The sequence below is a fragment of the Rahnella sp. BIGb0603 genome (genome assembly GCF_024808755.1).
Taxonomy (GTDB): domain Bacteria; phylum Pseudomonadota; class Gammaproteobacteria; order Enterobacterales; family Enterobacteriaceae; genus Rahnella; species Rahnella contaminans.
Map to the genome: position 1 here is coordinate 112,513 of NZ_JANUEX010000012.1, position 16,500 is coordinate 129,012.

At 53.5% G+C, this 16,500-nt stretch carries 14 protein-coding genes and 2 tRNA genes; 2 read left to right on the forward strand and 14 right to left on the reverse strand.

Annotated elements, in window-relative coordinates:
• Positions 1-13 precede the first annotated feature (13 nt).
• The 7 genes from ilvA to M2403_RS23790 form a co-directional block, all read right to left on the reverse strand.
• Positions 14-1,558, reverse strand: a complete 1,545-nt coding sequence (ilvA, locus tag M2403_RS23760) for a threonine ammonia-lyase, biosynthetic (RefSeq protein WP_208949955.1) — start codon at positions 1,556-1,558, stop codon at positions 14-16.
• A 5-nt stretch (positions 1,559-1,563) separates the two neighbouring features.
• Positions 1,564-3,414: a dihydroxy-acid dehydratase gene (ilvD, locus tag M2403_RS23765; protein ID WP_259231160.1), complete on the reverse strand. Its 1,851-nt coding sequence runs from the start codon at positions 3,412-3,414 to the stop codon at positions 1,564-1,566.
• Between the two features lie 203 nt (positions 3,415-3,617).
• Entirely contained in the window at positions 3,618-4,547 is a 930-nt protein-coding gene (locus tag M2403_RS23770) for a branched-chain amino acid transaminase (RefSeq protein ID WP_101079475.1), read from the reverse strand.
• Between the two features lie 16 nt (positions 4,548-4,563).
• Complete coding sequence (ilvM, locus tag M2403_RS23775; RefSeq protein WP_013577547.1) at positions 4,564-4,827, reverse strand: acetolactate synthase 2 small subunit; 264 nt, start codon at positions 4,825-4,827, stop codon at positions 4,564-4,566.
• Positions 4,824-6,470, reverse strand: a complete 1,647-nt coding sequence (ilvG, locus tag M2403_RS23780; protein WP_259231162.1) for an acetolactate synthase 2 catalytic subunit — start codon at positions 6,468-6,470, stop codon at positions 4,824-4,826. Before ilvG ends, ilvM begins: the two co-directional genes overlap by 4 nt.
• A gap of 147 nt (positions 6,471-6,617) precedes the next feature.
• Positions 6,618-6,719 carry an ilv operon leader peptide gene (ilvL, locus tag M2403_RS23785; RefSeq protein WP_015699153.1) on the reverse strand — a complete coding sequence of 34 codons (102 nt, stop codon included), beginning with the start codon at positions 6,717-6,719 and terminating at the stop codon, positions 6,618-6,620.
• A 132-nt stretch (positions 6,720-6,851) separates the two neighbouring features.
• Positions 6,852-8,090, reverse strand: a complete 1,239-nt coding sequence (locus M2403_RS23790; protein ID WP_152324748.1) for an MFS transporter — start codon at positions 8,088-8,090, stop codon at positions 6,852-6,854.
• 367 nt (positions 8,091-8,457) lie between these two features.
• On the opposite strand from M2403_RS23790, the gene M2403_RS23795 reads away from it, so the two are divergent.
• On the forward strand, positions 8,458-9,993 hold the full coding sequence (locus M2403_RS23795; RefSeq protein WP_259231165.1) for a YifB family Mg chelatase-like AAA ATPase: 1,536 nt from the start codon (positions 8,458-8,460) through the stop codon (positions 9,991-9,993).
• A 25-nt stretch (positions 9,994-10,018) separates the two neighbouring features.
• Here M2403_RS23795 and M2403_RS23800 read toward each other — a convergent pair whose 3' ends face one another.
• A complete protein-coding gene (locus M2403_RS23800; protein WP_095924170.1) occupies positions 10,019-10,357 on the reverse strand; it encodes a DUF413 domain-containing protein in 339 nt (112 codons plus the stop codon).
• Between the two features lie 118 nt (positions 10,358-10,475).
• Here M2403_RS23800 and hdfR point away from each other — a divergent pair, with 118 nt between their 5' ends.
• Positions 10,476-11,300, forward strand: a complete 825-nt coding sequence (gene hdfR / locus M2403_RS23805) for an HTH-type transcriptional regulator HdfR (RefSeq protein ID WP_152324746.1) — start codon at positions 10,476-10,478, stop codon at positions 11,298-11,300.
• A 12-nt stretch (positions 11,301-11,312) separates the two neighbouring features.
• On the opposite strand, the gene yjfF is transcribed toward hdfR, so the two are convergent.
• The 6 genes from yjfF to M2403_RS23835 all read right to left on the reverse strand — a co-directional run bounded on the left by yjfF (position 11,313) and on the right by M2403_RS23835 (position 16,482).
• A complete protein-coding gene (gene yjfF, locus M2403_RS23810; RefSeq protein WP_152324745.1) occupies positions 11,313-12,299 on the reverse strand; it encodes a galactofuranose ABC transporter, permease protein YjfF in 987 nt (328 codons plus the stop codon).
• Positions 12,299-13,318, reverse strand: a complete 1,020-nt coding sequence (ytfT, locus tag M2403_RS23815; protein ID WP_152324744.1) for a galactofuranose ABC transporter, ATP-binding protein YtfT — start codon at positions 13,316-13,318, stop codon at positions 12,299-12,301. Before ytfT ends, yjfF begins: the two co-directional genes overlap by 1 nt.
• Positions 13,319-13,328: 10 nt before the next feature.
• Positions 13,329-14,810 (reverse strand): galactofuranose ABC transporter, ATP-binding protein YtfR, encoded by a 1,482-nt coding sequence (gene ytfR / locus M2403_RS23820; protein WP_217153514.1) that lies wholly within the window; start codon positions 14,808-14,810, stop codon positions 13,329-13,331.
• Between the two features lie 110 nt (positions 14,811-14,920).
• A complete protein-coding gene (gene ytfQ, locus M2403_RS23825) occupies positions 14,921-15,877 on the reverse strand; it encodes a galactofuranose ABC transporter, galactofuranose-binding protein YtfQ (RefSeq protein WP_152324742.1) in 957 nt (318 codons plus the stop codon).
• Between the two features lie 399 nt (positions 15,878-16,276).
• Positions 16,277-16,352, reverse strand: a tRNA-Trp gene (locus M2403_RS23830).
• A 53-nt stretch (positions 16,353-16,405) separates the two neighbouring features.
• Positions 16,406-16,482: transfer RNA gene (locus M2403_RS23835), tRNA-Asp, on the reverse strand.
• Positions 16,483-16,500 lie beyond the last annotated feature (18 nt).

Sequence of the window (16,500 nt, forward strand, 5' to 3'; positions counted from 1 at the left end):
GCCCCGTTTGATTTTAGCCCGCCAGGAAGAAGCGGAACGCCGGATTATCACTTTCGTTGTGACAGTCATAGCCCAGCGCCGTCAGGTTCTGTTCGAACTCCGGCTCTTGTTCATTGAGCTCAAACGCCGCCAGCACGCGACCAAAATCAGTGCCGTGGCTGCGGTAATGGAACAGTGAAATATTCCAGTGCGTGCCCAGCGTATGCAGGAATTTCAGCAAAGCACCCGGGGATTCCGGGAATTCAAAGCTGTAAAGCCGCTCACGCAGAGGTTTGGTCGGACGCCCACCCACCATATAACGCACGTGAAGTTTCGCCATTTCATCGTCGGACAAATCCACAACCTGATAACCGTCGTGGTTCAGTTCGTCGATAATTTCCTGACGCTCTGCGTGACCGCGCGTCAGACGCACACCGACGAAAATGCAGGCATTGTCCGCATCGGCATAACGGTAGTTAAACTCCGTCACCGAACGGCCACCCAGCAACTGACAGAATTTCAGGAAGCTGCCTTTGCGCTCAGGGATAGTCACCGCCAGCAGTGCTTCGCGTTGTTCGCCCAGCTCGCAGCGTTCTGACACATAACGCAGACCGTGGAAATTGACGTTCGCGCCGGAAAGCACATGCGCCAGACGCTCGCCCTGAATGTTGTGCTGCTGCACGTATTTCTTCAGCCCCGCCAGCGCCAATGCGCCGGAAGGTTCTGCAATCGCACGCACGTCTTCGAACAAATCTTTCACCGCCGCACAGATAGAATCGCTGTCGACAGTGATCACGTCATCGAGATATTCGCGGCACAGACGGAAGGTTTCGTTGCCAATACGTTTTACCGCCACGCCTTCGGCGAACAAGCCGACACGCGCCAGATCCACCGGTTCACCGGCATCCAGCGCCGCACGCAGACAGGCAGAATCTTCGGCTTCGACGCCGATCACCTGAATCTGCGGCATCAGCTGTTTGATAAGCACCGCCACACCGGCGGCCAGACCACCGCCGCCGACGGGAACAAAAACGCGATCCAAATGCGCATCCTGTTGCAGCAGTTCCATCGCCAGCGTGCCTTGTCCGGCGATCACCGCCGGATGGTCAAACGGCGGCACAAAGGTCATGCCCTGCTTTTGCGAAAGCTCAATAGCTTTGCCTTTAGCTTCGTCGAAATTCGCGCCAAACAGCAGGACTTCGCCGCCGAAATTACGCACCGCATCAACTTTGATATCCGCAGTCGCCACCGGCATCACAATCAGAGATTTGATGCCTTTTTTGGTGGCTGAAAGCGCAACACCCTGCGCATGGTTGCCCGCTGACGCCGTAACGACGCCGCGTGCAGCCTGTTCTTCGGTCAGGCTGGCAATCATCGAATACGCACCGCGTAGTTTAAAACTGTGAACAGCCTGGCGGTCTTCCCTCTTCACCAGAATGGTGTTACCCAGCCGGGAAGAGATTTTTTCCATGACCTGCAAAGGCGTCACCTGGGCGACTTCATAAACCGGCGCACGCAGCACGGCACGCAGATATTCTGCGCCGCACGGCTGGTCGGGTAAAGGTTGTGATACCGCCATGACTGTCAGCCTCCCAGCTTAGACTTGTCGCGTACTGCGCCTTTGTCCGCACTGGTCGCCAGCAATGCATAAGCACGCAGCGCCAGAGAAACCACACGTTCACGGTTCTTAGGCGTCCAGGCTTTATCGCCGCGTGCCAGTTCGGCTTCGTGACGCGCTGCCAGTTCCGCCGCCGGAACGTCCAGCACCATTTTGCGGTTTGGAATGTCGATGTCGATGATGTCGCCATCTTCAACCAGTGCAATCAGGCCGCCGCTGCCCGCTTCGGGAGAAACGTGGCCGATGGACAGACCGGACGTCCCGCCGGAGAAACGACCATCGGTGATCAGCGCACACTCTTTACCCAGCCCCATGGATTTCAGATACGTGGTCGGATACAGCATTTCCTGCATGCCAGGCCCGCCTTTTGGCCCTTCGTAGCGGATAACGACCACGTCGCCGGAAACCACTTTACCGCCGAGAATCGCTTCAACTGCGCTGTCCTGGCTCTCATAAACCTTGGCCGGCCCCCGGAACGTCAGGTTGGATTCATCCACGCCTGCGGTTTTAACGATACTGCCCGCTTCGGCGATATTGCCGTAAAGCACAGCCAGACCGCCGTCTTTGCTGAACGCATGTTCCAGAGAGCGGATACAGCCTTCGGCGCGGTCATCATCGAGTGTGTCCCAGCGGCAATCTTGTGAGAATGCCTGTGTGGTACGGATGCCCGCCGGACCGGCACGGAACATTTTTTTCACCGCTTCGTCCTGGGTCAGCATGATGTCGTACTGATCCAGCGTCTGGTTCAGGGTCAGACCGAGAATATTTTTTACGTCGCGGTTCAGAAGGTTGGCGCGATCCAGTTCACCCAGAATCGCCAGTACGCCACCGGCACGGTGAACGTCTTCCATGTGATATTTCTGGGTGCTTGGCGCAACCTTACACAGATGCGGTACTTTGCGTGACAGACGGTCGATGTCGGTCATGTCGAAGTCGATTTCGCCTTCCTGCGCTGCCGCTAACAGATGCAGAACGGTGTTGGTGGAGCCGCCCATCGCGATATCCAGCGTCATGGCGTTTTCGAATGCAGCTTTGCTGGCAATGCTGCGCGGCAAGGCGCTGGCGTCATCCTGTTCGTAATAACGCTTGGTCAGCTCAACGATGCGGCGACCGGCGTTCAGGAACAGGTCACGGCGATCGGCGTGCGTTGCCAGCAATGAACCGTTACCCGGCTGAGACAGACCCAACGCTTCGGTCAGACAGTTCATGGAGTTAGCGGTAAACATACCGGAACAGGAACCGCAGGTCGGACAGGCAGAACGTTCAATTTGCTCACTGTCGGCATCGCTGACGTTCGGGTTTGCGCCCTGAATCATCGCATCAACCAGGTCGAGTTTGATGATTTTGTCAGAAAGTTTAGTTTTACCGGCTTCCATCGGACCGCCGGAAACGAAGATCACCGGAATGTTCAGGCGCAGAGACGCCATCAGCATTCCCGGGGTGATTTTGTCGCAGTTAGAAATACAGACCATGGCATCGGCGCAGTGCGCGTTTACCATGTATTCCACGGAGTCTGCGATCAGCTCTCGTGAAGGCAGTGAATAAAGCATGCCGCCATGGCCCATGGCGATCCCGTCATCCACGGCGATTGTGTTGAATTCTTTCGCCACGCCGCCGGACGCTTCGATTTGTTCGGCAACCAGTTTACCCAGATCACGCAAATGCACGTGGCCCGGAACGAACTGGGTGAAGGAGTTGACGACGGCAATAATGGGTTTGCCGAAATCGTTATCGGTCATGCCGGTGGCGCGCCATAAAGCGCGGGCACCGGCCATATTGCGGCCATGGGTCGTGGTGTGGGAACGGTACTTAGGCATGCTCTGTTCACTCCAAATCATTTCTGTTTAGCGGGCAGCGAAATCGCTACCTGCTGAATTTCTTATTTATCCTCATCATTACCCTAAATCATTCGGGTTGCATCAAGGCGGCAACTGAATGAATCCCCGGGAGCTTACTCAGGTAAGTGACCGGGGTGAATAAAGGCAGCCAACGCAGAAGCAGCCTGAAGGATGACGGGTAATTACTGTGGGTTGATTGGATCCAGCCAACCCCATTTGTCTTCGGTTTTGCCGGTGAACAGGCCAAAGAAGGCATCCTGAATTTGTTTGGTGACCGGACCACGTTTGCCGATGCCGACCTGAATGCCGTCAACGCTGCGAACCGGCGTGATTTCTGCGGCAGTACCGGACATGAAGACTTCATCGGCCAGGTACAGGGATTCACGGGACAGAACCTGCTCGCGAACTTCCAGCCCCATATCTTTCGCCAGTTTAATAATAGCGTCGCGGGTGATGCCCGGCAGAGCGGAAGAGGTAAAAGGAGGTGTAAACAGAATGCCGTCTTTTACTTCGAACAGGTTTTCGCCCGCACCTTCAGAGACATAACCGTGAACGTCGAGAGCGATACCTTCCTGATAGCCGTGGCGACGCGCTTCGCTGCCCACCAGCAATGAAGAAAGGTAGTTACCGCCGGCTTTCGCCGCAGTGGGAATGGTGTTGGCAGCCACGCGGTTCCAGGAGGACACCATCGCATCGATGCCCTGCTCCAGCGCTTCTTCACCCAGATACGCGCCCCACGGGAAGGCCGCGATGATCACGTCAGTTTTGTAGCCGTCCGGCGGGTTAACGCCCATACCGACATCGCCAACAAACACCAGCGGACGGATATACGCGCTGACCAGATTGTTTTTGCGCAGAGTTTCGCGGCAAGCCTCCATCAGCTCATCCACGCTCTGAGAAACCGGCATACGGTAGATTTTTGCGGAATCGCGCAGACGCTGCATGTGTTCACGGTGACGGAATACGACGGGACCTTTATGGGAGTCGTAGCAACGCACGCCTTCAAATACGGAAGTGCCATAATGCAGTGCGTGTGACATGACGTGAACTTTTGCTTCTGCCCACGGAACCATCTCGCCATTGAACCAAATGTAATCAGCTTTCTTCGTCATTCTCTCGTTCCTTTACTCACGCATTCGCGCGTATTTGTTGTGATGTATGTTGCTGGATCTCGACACAAGCGACATCCATAAGTTTGCGTAACTGTGAAGACAGTAAATCTACCGGACGCTGGCTGGCAACGGTCAATTCGATATTTATGTTTTCCGCATTGACCATCGGGGTCATGTTCATTGCGCACACCTGGAAACCACGGTGGCGGACAACGCGTAATACGCGTTCTAACATTTCAGGGCGGAAACGGGCCTGGATTGAGACGTTATGCTGCATCATGACATTTTCTCCAACATGGTTTCGTTGCCTGCGCCCGGTGGAACCAGTGGCCAGACATTCTCATTTTCGTCGATGGAAACCTGAAGCAAATACGGGCCTTCGCTGGTGAAGAATGCGTCCAGAGCGGCATCGACTTGGTCTTTACGGTGGATACGCTGGCCGGGGATATTGAATGCGCTGGCCAGCGTCACAAAATCAGGATTATCAGAAAGGTTGGTTTCACTAAAACGTCCGTCGAAGAACAGTTCCTGCCACTGTCGGACCATCCCTAACCGCTGGTTATCCAGCAACAGGATTTTGACGGGCAGCTGTTTTCGCTTGATGGTGCCCAGCTCCTGAACGTTCATCATGAACGAGCCGTCACCGGAAACGCAGATCACCATGTCGTCCGGGCGGGCAACCTGTGCGCCAACGGCAGCCGGAACACCGAAGCCCATCGTGCCCAGGCCGCTGGAGGTGATGAAGTTTTCCGGGCGGCTGAACTGCATGTGCTGCGCGGTCCACATCTGGTGCTGACCGACATCGGTGGTGACAACGGTACTGGCAGATTTGCGATCGGAGATTTGTTTCAGCAAAAGCGGGGCATAAATCGCTTCGCCCGGATGGTCATAGCGCCATTCACCCTGCGCTTTCAGGGTCATCACTTCATCACGCCAGGCGTTGATGTTCAGGGGCTGTTGCAGCACAGGTAACAACGCATTCAGATCACCCTGCAACGCGACGTGCGCCTGACGCAGTTTGTTCAGTTCCGCCGGATCGATATCCATGTGGATAACGGCCGCGTTTGGCGCGAAGGTATTCAGTTTGCCTGTCACCCGGTCATCAAAACGCGCACCGACCGCAATCAGTAAATCGCAGGACTGAACCGCCAGATTAGCGGCTTTGGTGCCGTGCATACCCAGCATTCCCAGATAACACGGGTCAGTCGCATCCGGTGCGCCCAGCCCTTTCAGGGTGGCAACTGCCGGCATACCGGTGGCAGAAATGAAGTCACGTAAAGCCGGAACCGCCTGAGCCATACCGACACCGCCGCCGACGTAGATCATCGGTTTTTGCGACGCGGCGATCATCGCGCTGGCTTGTTGCAGTTCAGCTGCCGGATGCGGGAAGGTTTCTTCTACCGCAAGCAGATGCGGCGGTAATTCGCCGGTCGCCAGCTGAATATCTTTCGGGATGTCGATCAGAACCGGGCCCGGACGCCCGGAAGTGGCGATGGCAAAAGCTTCCGCCATGATTTCCGGCAGCGCGTCCAGCGATTCAACCAGGAAGCTGTGTTTGGTACAGGCCAGAGATAAACCTAAAACGTCGATTTCCTGGAAGGCGTCGGTACCGATGAATGCGGAACCGACCTGACCGGTGATAGCCACCAGAGGAACGGAATCGAGCAGTGCGTCAGCCAGACCAGTGATCAGGTTGGTCGCACCAGGCCCGGAAGTGGCGATACAAACGCCGACTTTTCCGGTAGAACGGGCATAGCCGATGGCGGCCATTGCGGCGCCCTGCTCGTGCCGGCACAACAGGTGTTCCACGCCGCCGTCATACAATGCATCGTATACCGGCATGATTGCCCCGCCAGGATAACCAAATACTGTATTTACACCCTGCGCACGCAACGCTTGTACTACCCACTGTGCTCCGTTCATCTTTATTCTCCTGCCTTTTTGCGACAAGTGCAGAATATTATGCTGTTGCTCATTTTCCGACCCCGCTTCACTGTTCTCTGAAATACCTGACCCAAAAAAAAACCCCGGACCTTTCGGTGCGGGGTTTCTTTTCAGGTTCAGGCTTGTTTAATAAGCCTTTCTTCGTCCAAGTGCAGCCCCGCACGGTGGGATAATAATCACCACCACGCTAATCACGACTAGGCTAACTACGAGGAGAAGGGCTTTCATTTTTAGGTTTCTAAAATTCATATTGCGAACGATTGCCTACAGAGTTATCACAGTAATGCGTTTAATGACAACACTTTTCTTGCGTTATTATTTGCGACGCGCTGCACAATCCGGCAAAAATAATCTGAAAAATCAAACCTTAGCAGGCTGATCCGTTCTCTGATTATTTATTGCTCCCGTTATCGCTTTTCCGCGCGTATCTCGCCCGAATGCAACAAGTACAGAAATCACGATCGCCACCGTCCCGGCGACAATCGCCATCGCCAGCCCGTAGTTATGTCCGTGACTTTCGGCAATGCCTGCCTGCAATGTCGCATTGACCGACGCCAGCAAATTCCCGAGCTGATAAACAAATCCGGGCAATACAGCGCGGGTGTTCGCAGGCACCAGCTCAGTGAGATAAGACGGCACCACGCCCCACGCACCCTGCACCATAAACTGCATCAGGAAAGCCCCCAGGCCGATGGTCCAGGTTCCGCTGGAAAATGCCCACAGCGGGATCACCGGCAATGACAGTAAGGCTGCGATAATAATGGCTTTTTTACGACCAATCTTCTCTGAAAGCGTACCGAAGAAGATACCGCCGATGATCGACGCAATGGTGTAACCGATAGCAATCAAGCTGACCGTATGTGCATCAAAACCGTGCTGAACTTTCAGGAATGACGGGTAGAGATCCTGCGTTCCGTGGCTGAAGAAATTGAAGGCCGCCATCAGGACGACCAGATAAACACAAAGTTTCCAGTGTGATTTGAGCACTGGCAACAGCGCGGTGCTTTCCTTGCGTTCACGGGCAGCAAGCCAGACCGGCGATTCCTGCACCTTAAACCAGATGAAAGGCAGCAGGAAAATCGGCACAGCGCCGATGACAAACATTCCGCGCCAGCCGACCATCTCCGAAAACAGCCCGTAAACCACCGCGGCCAGCAGATACCCGAACGGATAACCGGCCTGAAAAATACCGGACATCATGCCGCGCGAACGGTCAGGAATGGTTTCCATCGCCAGTGAAGAAGCCACACCCCACACACCACCCATCGCCACGCCATAAATCACACGCAGGATCAGGAAAATGGTCAGGGACGGCGCCGCTGCGGTGCAGAGTTCAAATACGGAAAAGCAGGCAATATTCACCATCAGCACCGGTTTACGTCCGTATTTTTCTGCGGCCCGCCCGAACACCAGCGCGCCGATGGGCCGCACCGCTAGTGTCAGCAAAATCGCCAGCGTGACTTCTTTGATATCGACATGAAAGGCTGTCGCTATGTCACTAAGAAGAAAGACTAAAATGAAGAAATCGAAAGCATCGAGCGTCCAGCTTAAAAAGCTGGCGATGGCAACATTACGCTGCCGGGAGGTCCAACCAAACATGGGTTTATCCCTATTCCGGAATAGCTGTAGGCAGTGCTCTCACTGAACTGTTCCGGAAAATCCTCAGCGAGGCAGAGAGATGTTAATCAATGATTGATATTTGTTTCTTTATTGTTAAATACATAAAGATTAAACACCTCAGCCTGTATAAACAGCAACTTAATTAGCCCGCTAATTTGTTTCCGAAGACCTCAATTTGTTAAGGAGTATTACCGCCAGTGTGGCGCACCACGCACTGCCGCATTGCAACCTGATAATCCCGCGAGTCTTTTTACGTGACGCTGCGCATTTGGCAGATCTTCTTCACAAAATCGTTACCGACTGCGTCATGCTGCCTTTCAGGAAAATTCACAGCCAAGGAAGAAGTATGTCATTAGCCGTGGTGTATACCCGCGCATCACTGGGTGTTCAGGCTCCGGGTGTCTCCGTTGAAGTGCATATCAGTAATGGCTTACCGGCCCTGACGCTGGTCGGCCTGCCCGAAACCACCGTCAAAGAGGCCAGAGATCGAGTCCGCAGCGCCATCATCAACTGTGGTTTCAGTTTTCCTCCCAAGCGGATTACGGTGAATCTCGCCCCTGCCGACTTGCCCAAAGAAGGTGGCCGGTATGATTTATCTATCGCGCTGGCGATTCTGGTGGCCTCTGAACAGCTTAAAGGCGACAGGCTGGTGAAATATGAGTTTTTGGGAGAGCTGGGACTTTCAGGCGCTTTGCGCAGCGTTAACGGCGCAATTCCTGCGGCGCTCGAAGCACAGAAAGAAGGCCGGATTTTAATTTTGCCGCAAGCCAATCAGTCCGAAATGACGCTGCTTGATCCCGGCGTCGCCAATATTGCCGGACATCTGTTACAGGTTTGTGCTTTTTTGCAGGGCGAGGACAGCCTGCCGGCGATTGAATATCCACCCGTTGCGCCGGAACCTGCCTGCCAGCCAGACATCGCCGATATCATTGGTCAGGAGCAGTCAAAACGCGCACTGGAGGTCGCCGCCGCCGGAGGCCATAACTTATTGCTTATCGGACCGCCCGGCACCGGGAAAACCATGCTGGCGAGCCGTTTGCCTGGCTTACTTCCCCCGCTCAGTAACGAAGAAAAGCTCGAAACCGCCGCGATCGCCAGCCTGGTGTATAACCCGGAAGATGACGGTGAGTTTTCTCGTGTACGGCCTTTCAGGGCGCCACATCACAGTACGTCAATCAGCGCGCTGGTCGGCGGGGGTTCGCTGCCTAAGCCGGGAGAAATTTCACTGGCCCACAATGGCGTCCTGTTTCTAGACGAGCTTCCGGAATTCCAGCGTCAGGTGCTGGATGCTTTGCGCCAGCCGATGGAATCGGGCGAAATCACGATCTCCCGGGCGCGGGCAAAAGTCCGTTATCCGGCCAGAGCCCAGCTGATTGCAGCGATGAATCCCAGCCCTACCGGACACTATCAGGGGATCCACAACCGCACGCCCCCACAGCAGGTTTTACGCTATCTGGGCAGGCTTTCCGGCCCTTTCCTGGACCGGTTTGATTTATCCATTGAAGTGCCGCTGTTGCCGCCCGGAATTTTAAGCCAGCAAAACCATACGCCGACAGCACGGGAAAGCAGTGCGCAGGTTCGGGAACGGGTATTAGCCGCACGGGAGATTCAGCTGAAACGGGCGGGGAAAATCAATGCGAGGCTGAACAGCAGCGAAGTCGAAATTTACTGCGTTTTAAAAAAAACGGATGCGGAATTTCTGGAAGAGGTTCTGCATAAACTGGGATTGTCGGTCAGGGCGTGGCACCGGATCCTGAAAGTTGCGCGAACATTAGCCGATTTAGAGGGGAAAGAATCAATTGAACGAAAACATATTTCTGAGGCGCTGAGCTATCGCACCATGGATAGGCTATTGTTAACTTTACATAAGAATCTGGCATAAAAAAACGGGGCATCGCCCCGTTTCATTAGTCGTCGCTTTCCGTATAGTCTTCTACAGCATCGGCCTGCGGTTTGCCGCCGGACAGCGTGTGGAATTTCTTCGGACGACGGGTGCGGACAATATATTTGTTCCACACTTTTTCTGCATCTGTCACAGGTTCGCGCGTACCCCGGCAAACCTCCAGGAACAGCTTTTCTTCGTCGGTAACGGGCTCACGTTTCCCCAGATCCAGCTCATTAAAAGCAAAGCCGTAACGTTCTAGCATTTGCGCTTCTTTAATGGTGAAATCGCCATGCCGGGAGAACCCGCGAGGGTAATGTTTATTATCAAAAAAACGATTTGTCGTGGTGAAGCTTTCCGCCATCTGACACGCTCCTAATTCTCTCATGGTCGTGCTGTTATGGCGCGGAGTATTAGTTAGGCTTGACATTGTGTAAAACAAAACATTTAAATCTTAACGACAAAAATTATTGGAGATAGTTTTGGACACGGAATTACTGAAAACCTTTTTGGAGGTCAGTAGAACTCGCCACTTTGGTCGGGCGGCGGAATCCCTTTATCTGACGCAATCGGCTGTCAGCTTTCGTATCCGGCAACTGGAAACCCAACTTGGCGCTAATTTGTTCACGCGGCATCGCAATAACATCCGCTTAACGCCCGCAGGAGAACGCCTGCTGCCCTATGCCGAGAATCTGATGTCTACGTGGCAAATGGCGAAAAAAGAGGTTGTACGCTCGTTACAGCACACAGAATTGTCAATTGGCGCTACGGCATCGCTTTGGGAAGCCTATCTGACACCCTGGATGCAGTCGCTTTACACCCAACGTGACACGCTGAGGCTCGAAGCGCGCATCGCTTTACGCCAGTCACTGGTAAAACAATTGCATGAAAGACAACTGGATTTGCTGATCACCACTGAACCACCCAAGATGGATGAACTGTCGAGCCAGCTTCTGGGTAATTTCTCGTTACGACTTTTTTCATCGAAGAAAACGGTCAGAGGGGAACAAACGCCTTACGTGAAACTGGAATGGGGCGCAGATTTTCCACAGCAGGAAAAGCTGCAAAATAGCGATCAGGAACCGGTGCTGACCACAACGTCTGCACAACTGACGCGTCAGTTGCTGGAAAATACTGGTGGCTGCGCTTTTCTGCCAGCGCATTGGGCGAAAGAATATCCGCAGCTCGCCGCGCACGAAGATGTTCCGCCGGTGATCCGCCCGTTGTACGCCGTTTGGCTGCAAAACAGCGATCAGCAGGTTCTGATCCGTCAGTTACTCAAAACACCGCTGATCACTAACTTCTGACGCCGTCCTGACTCAGGACGGCTCCGGTCGTGGATGGCGTGCCCTTCTGGCAGTCCAGAAGGTGCCCATGCCTTTTTGCAGTGCGATAAAGATAAACAGCAAAACTCCCATGACGATTTTCGTCCACCATGAACTGAGCGTGCCATCAAACGTGATGTAAGTCTGGATAAGCCCCTGAATTAAGACGCCGAACAAACTTCCCAGCACCGTTCCCACACCGCCGCTCAAGAGTGTGCCGCCAATGACGACGGACGCAATCGCATCAAGCTCAACGCCGCTGGCCGCCAGCGCATACCCCGCTGACGTGTAGAGCGAGAAGATGATCCCCGATAACACCGCCAGCGTACTCGACAACATGTAGATATAAATCGTTGTGCGTCTGACGGGAACGCCCATCAGCGCCGCAGACACATTGCTGCCGCCCACGGCATAGACGTTGTTACCGAAACGCGTACGGTGAGCCAGAATGATGCCGCCAAAGACCACCAGCAGCATGACCAGAGCTAGCAGAGTAAAACGGCCACCTCCGGGCATTTTCCAGGCGTAATTGGCAAGAAAATCGTAAACCGGATGGTTAATCGGCAGAGATTCCTCTGAGGCGATAAAGCTCATGCCGCGTACAAAAAACATCCCTGCCAGCGTGATGATGAAAGCAGGCAATTTCAGCGTATCAATAATCCAGCCCATCAGCGCACCAAACAGCGCCCCCATCAGCAGCACAATGACAAACGCATAACCCGGCGCGACGCCGTACGTGCCTATCAGTTTCGCCAGCAATACGCCCGTAAAAGCGATAACAGATCCCACGGACAGGTCGATACCGCCGGAGAGGATCACGAAGGTCATCCCGACGGCTACGATGCCGAGAAAGGCGTTATCTGTCAGTAAATCAAAGAAGACACGCGTGGAGGCGAATCCGGGAAACTGGGTGAAGCAATACCCATATCCGGCCAGAAACACCACGATAGTAATCAGCAGGGGCAGATTTCTTTTAAGCATTATCCCTTTCTCCGGAACAGATTACTGAGCGAGACGCGGGGCGACTGAACCACCAGGACGGCAAGAACCACCAGAGCTTTGAGCACCAGATTAAACTCGGGTTTAAAGCCTGAAAGCAGAATACCGGTGTTCATTCCCTGAATGATCAGCGCTCCGACCACCGAAAGAAGCAGGTTAAAACGTCCGCCCAGCAGCGAACCGCCGCCGATGACAACGGCGAGAATGGCGTCCAGCTCCAGCCATAATCCGGCGTTATTGGCATCGGCACCGCGGATATCCGCCGTGACAATGACGCCCGCGACTGCCGCGCATATCCCGCAAACAACGTAGGTGGAAATGAGCACCAGGCGCGCATTCACACCGGCGTTATAGGCAGAGCGGATATTGATGCCGACAGATTCGATAAACAGCCCGAGTGCAGTTTTACGCGTGAGCGCCCAGACCAGTATCAGCATGACGGCAGCAATAATCACCGGCATCGGAAGATAGAACAAAGAACCGCTGCCAAATTGCGACAAACCGTTGTGTTCAAACGTGACGATCTGCCCTTCTGTAATCAGCTGCGCGATACCCCTTCCGGCGACCATCAGCATCAATGTGGCTACAATCGGCTGTATTTGCAGGACAGCGACCAGAAATCCATTCCATAAGCCACATATCGCTCCGACGCCCACGGATGCCAGCAACACCATCGTCAGCGGATATCCCTGAACGGTCATGGTCGCTGCTGTCGCGCCCGCGATCGCCATCACCGCGCCGACGGACAGGTCGATACCGCCGGTGGCGATAACCAGCGTCATCCCCAAGGCCAGTAAAGCGACGGGTGCGCCGCGATTGAATATGTCTACCAGGCTGCCAAACAGGCGGCCATCCTGAATATGGATGGAGAAAAAGCCCGGTGCGACCAGACTGTCGATCAGTAATATTGCGACAAAAGCGCCAATTTGCGTGGCACCTTTGGGAAACACAAATCTTACTTTGCGCGGTCTTCCTGTCATCGGCAGACTCCTGTTACTCATCGGTATCTCCTCATTGAGCCGCGATGGCTTTCATAATGGCGGGCACGGAGATCTCGGCCTGCTCAATTTCAGCAACATGACGACGATCGCGCAGTACCACGATACGGTCGGCGTAACCCGCCAGCTCCTCCAGCTCAGAGGAAATGACCAGCAGCGCCAATCCTTCATCACAAAGCTTTTCAATCAGGCGAATAATTTCCGCATGCGCGCCGACATCAATCCCGCGAGTGGGTTCATCAAGAATAAGAAAGCGGGGATTGGTCGCAAGCCAGCGGGAAAGCAGGACTTTTTGCTGATTGCCTCCAGAAAGATACTGAATTTCCTGCTCGGTGCCGGGCGTACGGATACCCAGGAGTTTGATAAACTTTTCGGCAATCTGATGCTGTTCTTTCATCGGTAAAGGACGCAGCCAGCCACGCCGGGCCTGCAACGCCAGAATGATATTTTCGCGAACCGTTGCCGCACCAATAATCCCGTCGGTTTTGCGATCTTCAGGGCAATAACCAAAACCGAGCTTCGCCGCTTTTCGTGGTGTATTGATCGTTGCCGCACGGCCTTCAACCTGCGCATTACCGCTGTCATGGCCTTTAATGCCAAAAATCAGCTGAGCAGTTTCCGTGCGGCCAGAACCCAGTAGCCCGGCCAGCCCGACGATTTCTCCACGACGAACTTTCAGATCGAAATGTTCAACCACCCCACGACGACCATAATCTTTGAAATCAACCAATGGCTCGCCTGTGACATTCCGGTGTTCGGTGCGTTTAAGCAGGCTTTCATCAAAGCTGTGCCCAAGCATCATCGGTACCAGATCGATACGGGGCAGATCGGCAGTACGTTCAGATCCCACCCGTTTGCCGTTGCGTAAAACCGTTATCCGGTCGCTGATCCGATACACCTGATCGAGGAAATGCGTCACGAAGATCATCCCCACGCCTTTGTTGCGCAGCTGAACAAGAATATCGAGCAGCATACTGACTTCTTTGGCATCAAGACTGGCGGTGGGCTCATCAAGGATCAGCACTTGCGCAGAGAGGTCCACCGCCCTGGCAATGGCCACGATCTGCTGGATAGCGATGGAATAAGTGGAAAGAGGCTGGCTGACATCCAGATGCAGCCCATAGCCTTCCAGAAGCGCTTCGGCCTGTTGCTCCATTTTGCGCTGATTGACCAGTCCGAAGCGGGTCGGTTCTCGCCCGATGAAGAGATTCGCGGCAACGGAGATATTCGGCAGAAGGTTAACTTCCTGATAGACCGTGCCAATCCCCAGCGACTGTGCGTCTGCGGTATTCACTGGTTCGATGGATTTTCCATTGAGAAAGACCTGACCTGCGGAGCGTTTATAAACGCCGGTCAGCGCTTTAATCATTGTGGATTTACCGGCACCATTTTCCCCCAAAAGTGCAACGATTTCGCCACATTCGAGTGTGAAGTCGACATTTTCAAGCGCCTTTACGCCGGGGAATTCAACTGACAAGCCGCGCACTTCAAGCAGCGTTATTGAATCTGGATTATCCGTCACGTCACTACTCCTGCTGCATTCGCCAGCGGCGAAAAGGGAATAATTTTTACCGGCTTGTCCGTGAGACAAGCCGGTAAACCGGCTTAATAACCCATGTCTTTTTTCATGTCGTATTCTTTCTGAGCCATATCAGGCAGGATTAAAGCGGACTGAGTCTGGATGAATTTCTTCGGCTGAGTACCGTCTTTTTTCATTGCGATCAGCGCATCAAATGCCGGGCCTGCCATGTTAGGGGTCAGCTCAACAGAGGCATTCGCTTCACCGGCTAACATCGCTTTATAGATGTCAGGAACCCCATCGATGGAAACGATTTTGATCTGCGAACCCGGTTTCAGACCGGCTTCTTTAATGGCCTGAATCGCACCGATTGCCATATCATCGTTATGGGCATAAACGGCACAAATGTTCTTGCCGTTTTGTTCAGCCTTAATGAAGCTTTCCATGACTTCTTTACCTTTACTGCGGGTGAAGTCGCCAGACTGGGAACGGATAATTTTGACGTTTGGTGCCGCTTTGAGTGCATCGGCAAAACCTTGTTTACGGTTTAAAGCAACACTTGCACCGACGGTTCCCTGCAATTCCACGACGTTACAAGGTTTACCCGCGACTTCTTTTACCAGCCAGTCACCGGCCACTTTACCCTCGTAAACGCTGTCTGAAGCGACCGCAGCGGTGTAAAGCGTCGGATCACTGACTTCGATAGTGCGGTCCAGCAGGAATACCGGGATCTTGGCTTCTTTGGCTTCAGTCAGAACAGGAGCCCAGCCGGTTGCGACAACAGGCGCGATGAAGATCGCATCAACACCTTGTGCAATAAATGAACGTATCGCTTTGATTTGGTTCTCTTGTTTCTGCTGGGCATCAGCAATTTTCAGTGTAATGCCGCGTTTTTCTGCCTCTGATTTAGATACTTTAGTTTCAGCAGAACGCCACCCGGACTCAGAACCGATCTGCGAAAATCCCACAACCAGAGGAGCTGCCTGCGCCGCCCCACAAAGTGTTGTTGCAACTGCTGCTGCCACTAATAAGCGTTTATACATGTCTTTTTCCTCGCGTGTAGTCTGAGCTACTTTTTGTTATGACTCGTTGGGTACGGCCAGGATTTTCATCCAGCAAACGTATTCCTTCATTGCGACAAAGATGCTTTAAAAAGGAGGAAAACGTATTGTCAGGATCGGGTCATCGTCATCGGACGATGATTAGGTTTAGTACACTGGGAAAATGGGAGCATGAGCGGTGTCACATACGGGGATAACAATCATTTAGTGCATGTATTTAGCCGAAACATGACAAAAAACAACCAGAAAACGGGGAAGGATTGAGCATTAATGGTGCAAAATTTTAGCAAAACGAGGATAAATCACAGTTGTATGGACAATGAGGAAAGTCAGAGAGGCATATAACAAAAAAGCCCCTCGCTTTCGCGAAGGGCTTTAATATGGCAGGGGCGGAGAGACTCGAACTCGCGACACCCGGTTTTGGAGACCGGTGCTCTACCAACTGAGCTACGCCCCTATATTACGCTTACTATTATGCCTGCTAATTTAGCAGGCATAATATTTAATAATTGGCGGAACGGACGGGGCTCGAACCCGCGACCCCCTGCGTGACAGGCAGGTATTCTAACCAACTGAACTACCGCTCCACCGGTTCTTTCACTCAT